Raw genomic sequence first — 6,743 nt, 5'->3', positions numbered from 1 at the left:
AGCACAAGTCCTTGATAGCACTTGCGAAAAAATGAATTTTTCGTAGGCTTATTTAGTGTACCTTAGTTTCATAAATCTTGTAAAATAAATTTACAAGTCTTACTTGACTTATTACCACTAGACTTATATTATATATAATATTATTTGATAGCATTTTTTACAAAGCCGTTAGCAGCCAGAAGTTTTATCTCGGATTCTTCTTTTGACGAGCCAGTCAAAATCATCACAATAGCAAGTTTAACATTATTACCGGACTCATAAAATATTTTTTCTGCACATTCATAGTTAACGTCGGTCGCTTGCATGATAATTAATTTTGAACGTTCTATCAATTTTTCGTTGGTAGCTTTGACATCAACCATGAGATTATGATAAACTTTTCCAATGCCAATCATTGAAAGTGTAGAGATCATATTTAAAATGAGTTTCTGGGCTGTTCCTGCTTTGAGACGCGTTGAACCTGTTAAAAATTCTGGCCCACAATCAACTTCAATCGGTGACTGAGTATGTTTAGCGATTTCAGAATTCAAATTACATGAAATTGTAGCCGTTTTCGCGCCTAATTTTCGGGCATAATCAAGTCCACCAATCACATAAGGTGTCCTACCACTTGCCGCAATACCAATTACAATGTCATTTGCTGTAAGTTTTAGTCCTTCTAAATCTTGTTTACCAAGTTCAAAATTATCTTCAGCTCCTTCAACAGCAATAGTCATTGCCTTTTGACCTCCCGCAATAAGACCAATTACCATCTCTGGACTTACGCCAAAAGTCGGTACGCATTCCGCAGCATCAAGAACACCCAATCTTCCACTAGTTCCAGCACCTAAATAAATTAAACGCCCGCCCTGTTGAAATGTCGCAATCACCAATTTGACAACGTTTTCAATTTGTGGCAAAGCTTCTTCAACAGAAAACGCAACTTTTTTATCCTCTTCATTCATGAGTCGTAATGCTTTATTTACACTCATTTGATCTAAGTCTTCTGTAGCTTCATTTCTACTTTCTGTAATTAAATTTCCTAATCCAAGCATCAAAGTCCTCTTTCGTGAAATTTTATTCTATATTTGTATCATATCATACATGAAATTTTATTTCAAGTCAAAATCAAAAAAAAAGAGTATTCTGCTCATTTTTTTTCAAGTTTATTAATTGCCTTCAAAGAAGCCATAATTGACTCTTGAGAGCGTACAAAATTTTGACTCACATAAACGTAAAAAAGGAGACCTACTAAATATATCTGGGCCATCATGGATATTGTAGCAGCTTGCCGAAACTGAAAATTATCTCCTGAAATAGAAATTAAGGGGTAGTCAACTTGTTTGGATAAACTAGAGTCTTCCTTACCAGTAATTGCAATAGATTTAATTTTTTGTTCCTTAGCTAAGCTAAGCATTTCCAACACTTCTCGAGATTCACCTCTATCACTAATCGCAATAAAAATCTTTTTTTGATGATTATTGGTTAACATAACTGCCGCTGAATGGGTATTGTCTTCACAAATTACCGTTTTTCCTAGTCGATTAAACTTTTGCGCAAGATCCTGTGCGACAAGATAAGAAGCCCCTATACCAAAGACAAAAACAAGCTGTGATTCTTCAATCAGTTGAGCTACCTTTAGAAGCGATTCATTGGATAAATGTTCATTAACCAACTCTGTCATATGACTAATTCTAGCCTTGAGTTTTGATTTAATAGAATCAATTTTTTCATTTGGTCTCAATTCTTGAAAATCTGTGTCTGATTGAGAATTAGCACGCCAAACTGAAAGCTGTTGTTTAAGGTGAGGAACTCCATCAAGTCCCATTGACTTGACAAAACGAACAACGGTTGCCGGTGACACACCACTTTTTTTAGCTATTTCTTGTGTACTGAGCGTTATAACTGACTCTGGAACTTGTAGGATATATGCGCCAACTTTTCTTTCATTTGGTGATAAATTCTCCAAATGAGATTGGATTTCTAGTAAAATATTCATGTGCTCATTATACCACAACAAAAAGCTAAGCAATAGAAATTTTATTACATATCAGCATATTTTTTCTAGATTGAAAATAAACTGATAGATAATCTCTATTACATTAGCTTTTTTAATTAACTTGATTTGCGACTCTATAAGGGATATCACGTTCTAAAATTCACATTTTACTCAATAATTAACCTGATCAAACAAACCGTCAGGCAACTCATGGAAGCCTTTGCCAGCTTTATAGTTTTCAAATTTGCCTAGCAAAAACTTGTAGGCATCCATCCGGCTTTCGTAACGAATGATCGCATCTTTAGCGCGTTCATCGTCTGTTTCAGCCGCAACCTCTTGGCTTTGGTTCATAGCCATCTCATTGACCATGATTTGTGTTGCCACCCAAGCTTCAAATTCTTGCATAAATTCTTGTTCATATGTCATGTCACACTCCTTTATTTATTCTTTTCTCTCAGCAATTCTAAGCATTCATCTACTGTCACTTTCTGATAGGCCAAACGATCGCCTTCAAACATCACTACACCGCATTTTTCAAAGCCGAGTTTGGCTAAAATATGCTGCATGATGTGATTATCTGGATGCGTGTCAACACGATAGTCTTGATAAGGACTGAACGTCTCAAAAACTGAGGTCAGAAATCGCTGGCCCAGAGCCTGATCGCGAAATGCCGTTGAAACCGCTAGGCGATGAACGGTCACATAATCGTGATTATTGTTGCGCCACGCGCCTTGAATCAAATCATAAGCGGGGTCGAACCCAGTCATCACCGCCGCATAAGCTGCAACCTTACCGGCCACTTTCAGAACATAAGCCACATCATTTTCAATGTCCGTCCTAATATCTGACATAGCAGGATAGGCGCTTTTTTGCCACTGGTCAATCCCCTGCGCCTTCAAAAAGGCACGCGCACTCTCAATCACTGCCACAATTTCTGGCATTTCGGCTAGCTTGGCTTTTTCAATCATTTGCGCACCAACTTCACAACTGCCTCCGTCCGCGCCGTGTGCGGGAACATATCAACTGACTGGATATATTTGACATCATAAACCGATGCCAATTTAACCAAATCACGCGCCAAAGTCGAGACATTACAGGACACATAGACCATTTTTTCAGGCTGGGTCGCAATAATCGTGTCCAATAACTTGTCATCCAACCCCGTCCGAGGTGGATCAACAATCAAGGCGGTCGCTCTGAATCCTTCAGCCACCCACTTAGGTACCACCGTTTCAGCCGTCCCGACTTCATAAATCCCGTCCGGCACATTGACCTTAGCGTCCTCTATCGATTCCGCAATGACATCCATGCCACGAATACTTCTAACCTTGCCCACAAAGGCGCGGCCAATGGTACCAGTCCCAGAATAGGCATCTATTAAATCATCGTCAGCACTCGCATCCATCGCCTTTACCGCCTTGCGGTAAAGCACATTAGTCTGTTCAGGATTGAGTTGATAAAAGGCACGCGGGCTGAGTTCAAAGGTATAATCGAGCACGCCTTCTAAAATCGCACGCTCGCCCCACAGAATCTCTGTTTCATCGCCATAAATCTCAGACGACTTCTTACGATTGATATTCAAAGCAATCGTTTTAATCTCAGGAAATTTCTCCGTCAAGCTCGCAATCGTTCGCATCAACTCAACCGGAGTCGACGAGATGAAAATAAGCTGGACTTCACCAGTATGATTGGCACGGCGCACCATGACCGTTCGAATGCCGTCGAATTTTCTTTCATTATAAATCGGAATCCGATGAAAAGTTAGGAGTTCCGTGACTTCATTGATAATGGCTTGCGTTGTTTCATCTTGTACCAAACAATTTTTGATTTCAACTAATTGATGCGAATTCTCCGCAAAAAGTCCTGCTCGGACTTTCTCGCCTAAAAATCGCGTTTGAAATTGCAACTTAGCCCGATAGTGCTCTGGTTTTTTCATCCCAATCGTCTTGCGGACTTCGTAAGTTTCATAACCTTCCGGTTTAAACTTTTGGAGCGCCTGTCTCAGCACATCTTGCTTAAAAAGTAGCTGTTGCGGATAAGCCAAGTGCATGATCTGACAACCGCCACACTGTTTATAAATCTCACACATTGGCACTACGCGGTGGGGTGATTTTTTATTGAGTTTGAGGACTTTTGCCGTCGCATAATTGCGCTCGCTGGTCACGATTTCCGCATAGATATCCTCGCCCTTGAGCGCACCCGACACGAAAACCGTCGTTCCCTTAAAATTACCAACACCTTCGCCATTGATACCGATTTTTTTGATTTTTAGTGGAATTTTTTGCTTGATTTTTAGGCTCATGTCCATATTTTACCATTTTTTACAAGCAAAAAACACACCTATTTCAGCTCTTTGATGATGATTGAGTGTGTTTTTTAGCACTTTTCCAGCGTTTTCTTTATCAATTGTCACCTTTTAGCAAATCCCTTGTCAGTCATCCTATCCGTCCAGATGGCATTGTTCAAGGTTCTCGTCCCCTTTTGTCAAGGAACGGTTATGTTTTCATCTGCAAACAGTAAATCACTGCGCTTACATTCTCGACATTCTCGTTCATTTTCCGAACCTAGTTGATTCAACTTCAGAATTTCTTCGACAGTGTAACGATTAGATTTTTTATCCGATATTTTCTCCGATAAACGACGATATATTCCCCGATACTTGCCGTCTTTATTCATCAAATCATTGCCCGAAACCTCAGTGTAAGTCATTGCCAAAAACAAATCTATTTTGAATTCATCTAAAAACCAAGCTTTTAACTCTTGTTCAAAATCAGCTAAGATAGCTTTAGTTTTGGCAGTATTAGCCAATAAAAGATAAGCATGACCACCACCAGAATATAAAATATTTGCGCGAGATAGCTCCAGTCTTTCAAGCAAATCATCAGAAATATATTCAAGCAACATATCCAAATAGAAACTGCGTGCTCGTAAAGATTTCAAAGCTTTATCACCAGAGATATTATAAATAAAATTCTGCACACCACTCATATCAAAGCTCATCATTAAGAAAGCTTTTTTATCATAGAATTCCTTGGCATTGTAAGCAAACAACTCATTTTGATAATCAGTGATACCTTCTGCTTGAAAATAATCATAAAGCGCACTAGCAATCGCAGCTGTTGTCCTTGAATGGTCATAAAGCGAGATGTCTACTAACTGATTTTTATCCGTTGAACTTGGCACATAAGACCATAGACTTGCCATCATTTGCAACAAAGAATTGACATGATGACTATCAGGTGTTAATCGTGGTAAGATAAGTCTCATATCCTCAATCAAGCCATCATAATCTCCTGTCGTATATTGGTTTTGTGCATCATTTGGGAAATTTAATGGCTCTTTTTGTGTATGCGTTCTTGAGACGAAAGGATAGGAATGACTCTGCAGACCTTTTTCTTCTTCATACAAAATATTAAAAACACTACCAAGTGGCACCTTTTTATCCCAAGAAAATCCACTATTACCTTCTTCCAAGTCTTGGCGCCTATCCATACCAGATGAGATATTGTCCGCAATATAAGTCAAGTAAAATAAAGCGCTTTCTTTTTTAGTTGACTTAACTGATGTCATCTCTAGTGCATGGTGATAGCGAATACAGTCTGTCAATTCAGTTATCCTGAACTGTTCAAACGATTTGATAAAATCAGCACCGAGTTTCGAATGTTTAGTACGCTCACTTGTGCCACGATAAACTATTTTTCCAATATCATGTAAAAGCGAGCCATAAATTAAATTTATTTTTTCCATATCATTCTTTCTACCTTTTTAGTAAAGGAATTTATTTTACACTACATTTTATATCTTGTCAACATAAAATGTAAATCCAGCATGATAAATTATACACTCTTCTAATTAATTATACAATATATTGCTCAATAATGTTGCAATAAACTCAGTCTCTCCCTTGATTGCCACACTGTTTAACAATCCATCATGTTTTTTCAAGAAAATGAGTATATAATAGGGTATGCCTAAAATTATTTCACTTGAAAAAAAGAAACGTTTATATAAAGTCGTTTTTGACGACGATCGCACGCTCTATGTGACTGAGGATACGATTGTTCGGTTTTTTTTGTCAAAAGGTGCTGTGTTTGAAAATGCTGAGATTGAGAAAATTACTGAATTCGCTGATTTTTCTAGGGGAAAAAATCTGGGGCTCTACTATATTTCTTTCAAGCAACGGACTAAAAAGGAAGTCATGCGTTACTTGATTGACCATGACATTCCAAATGTGCAAATCGCTAAAATCATTGATGCACTTGAGGCATCACGTTTTATTGACGATCCTGCTTATGCTGAGTCTTTCGTTCGTGGCAAAGTCCTAGGTAAGTCCTCAGGCCCCTATCAAATCCAGCAAAAATTAGTCAATAAAGGTATTGATCAAACTTTGGCACTAGAAAAGTTAGAACGCCTCTACGACTTTGACACACAAGTTGCCGTCGCAACGCATCTGACTGAAAAATTAGTCATGAGCAAGTATAGTCGCCTGCCCCTCAAGGCCCTGAAAATGAAAATCGCAACGCATCTGACAAGTAAAGGCTTTTCCTACGATATTAGTAAAATTGCTATTGCCAATCTGGAACTCGAATCCGATGAAGAAAATGAATCAGAACTCTTGCAAAAAGAATTAGATAAACTCATGCGCAAATACAGCCGAAAATATGACGGCTACGATCTCAAACAACGCGTCAGCAATGCACTAGCTAGAAAAGGCTTTGACTTTGATGTCATCAATCGTGAACTGCGCGAGATAGATTTTTAAACG

Annotated in this window: 7 protein-coding genes; 1 reads left to right on the top strand and 6 read right to left on the bottom strand. The window is 38.5% G+C overall.

Translation table 11 applies throughout. The features are described 5' to 3' along the window. Positions 1 to 140 precede the first annotated feature (140 nt). The 6 genes from murQ to cas10 form a co-directional block, all read right to left on the bottom strand. On the bottom strand, positions 141 to 1,034 hold the full coding sequence (gene murQ, locus ACYQ21_RS07970; protein ID WP_460057323.1) for an N-acetylmuramic acid 6-phosphate etherase: 894 nt from the start codon (positions 1,032 to 1,034) through the stop codon (positions 141 to 143). Between the two features lie 95 nt (positions 1,035 to 1,129). After that, complete coding sequence (locus ACYQ21_RS07965; RefSeq protein ID WP_460057321.1) at positions 1,130 to 1,978, bottom strand: MurR/RpiR family transcriptional regulator; 849 nt, start codon at positions 1,976 to 1,978, stop codon at positions 1,130 to 1,132. A gap of 171 nt (positions 1,979 to 2,149) precedes the next feature. After that, entirely contained in the window at positions 2,150 to 2,404 is a 255-nt protein-coding gene (locus tag ACYQ21_RS07960; protein ID WP_460057319.1) for a DUF1912 family protein, read from the bottom strand. Positions 2,405 to 2,415: 11 nt separating this feature from the next. Continuing rightward, positions 2,416 to 2,946 carry a GNAT family N-acetyltransferase gene (locus tag ACYQ21_RS07955; RefSeq protein WP_460057317.1) on the bottom strand — a complete coding sequence of 177 codons (531 nt, stop codon included), beginning with the start codon at positions 2,944 to 2,946 and terminating at the stop codon, positions 2,416 to 2,418. Further along, positions 2,943 to 4,280 (bottom strand): 23S rRNA (uracil(1939)-C(5))-methyltransferase RlmD, encoded by a 1,338-nt coding sequence (gene rlmD / locus ACYQ21_RS07950; RefSeq protein ID WP_460057314.1) that lies wholly within the window; start codon positions 4,278 to 4,280, stop codon positions 2,943 to 2,945. Before rlmD ends, ACYQ21_RS07955 begins: the two co-directional genes overlap by 4 nt. A gap of 182 nt (positions 4,281 to 4,462) precedes the next feature. Further along, positions 4,463 to 5,725 carry a type III-A CRISPR-associated protein Cas10/Csm1 gene (gene cas10 / locus ACYQ21_RS07945; protein ID WP_460057312.1) on the bottom strand — a complete coding sequence of 421 codons (1,263 nt, stop codon included), beginning with the start codon at positions 5,723 to 5,725 and terminating at the stop codon, positions 4,463 to 4,465. Positions 5,726 to 5,945: 220 nt separating this feature from the next. On the opposite strand from cas10, the gene recX reads away from it, so the two are divergent. Beyond that, on the top strand, positions 5,946 to 6,740 hold the full coding sequence (recX, locus tag ACYQ21_RS07940) for a recombination regulator RecX (protein WP_460057310.1): 795 nt from the start codon (positions 5,946 to 5,948) through the stop codon (positions 6,738 to 6,740). Positions 6,741 to 6,743 lie beyond the last annotated feature (3 nt).

This window comes from Pseudolactococcus yaeyamensis (genome assembly GCF_054658615.1).
This window is presented reverse-complemented; position numbering and strand designations above follow the sequence as displayed.

Excerpts from the sequence above, each read along its gene's own strand:
- recX (WP_460057310.1), top strand. The coding sequence starts at position 5,946 with ATGCCTAAAATTATTTCACTTGAAAAAAAGAAACGTTTATATAAAGTC.
- ACYQ21_RS07965 (WP_460057321.1), bottom strand. The coding sequence starts at position 1,978 with ATGAATATTTTACTAGAAATCCAATCTCATTTGGAGAATTTATCACCA.
- murQ (WP_460057323.1), bottom strand. The coding sequence starts at position 1,034 with ATGCTTGGATTAGGAAATTTAATTACAGAAAGTAGAAATGAAGCTACA.
- rlmD (WP_460057314.1), bottom strand. The coding sequence starts at position 4,280 with ATGAGCCTAAAAATCAAGCAAAAAATTCCACTAAAAATCAAAAAAATC.
- cas10 (WP_460057312.1), bottom strand. The coding sequence starts at position 5,725 with ATGGAAAAAATAAATTTAATTTATGGCTCGCTTTTACATGATATTGGA.
- ACYQ21_RS07955 (WP_460057317.1), bottom strand. The coding sequence starts at position 2,946 with ATGATTGAAAAAGCCAAGCTAGCCGAAATGCCAGAAATTGTGGCAGTG.
- ACYQ21_RS07960 (WP_460057319.1), bottom strand. The coding sequence starts at position 2,404 with ATGACATATGAACAAGAATTTATGCAAGAATTTGAAGCTTGGGTGGCA.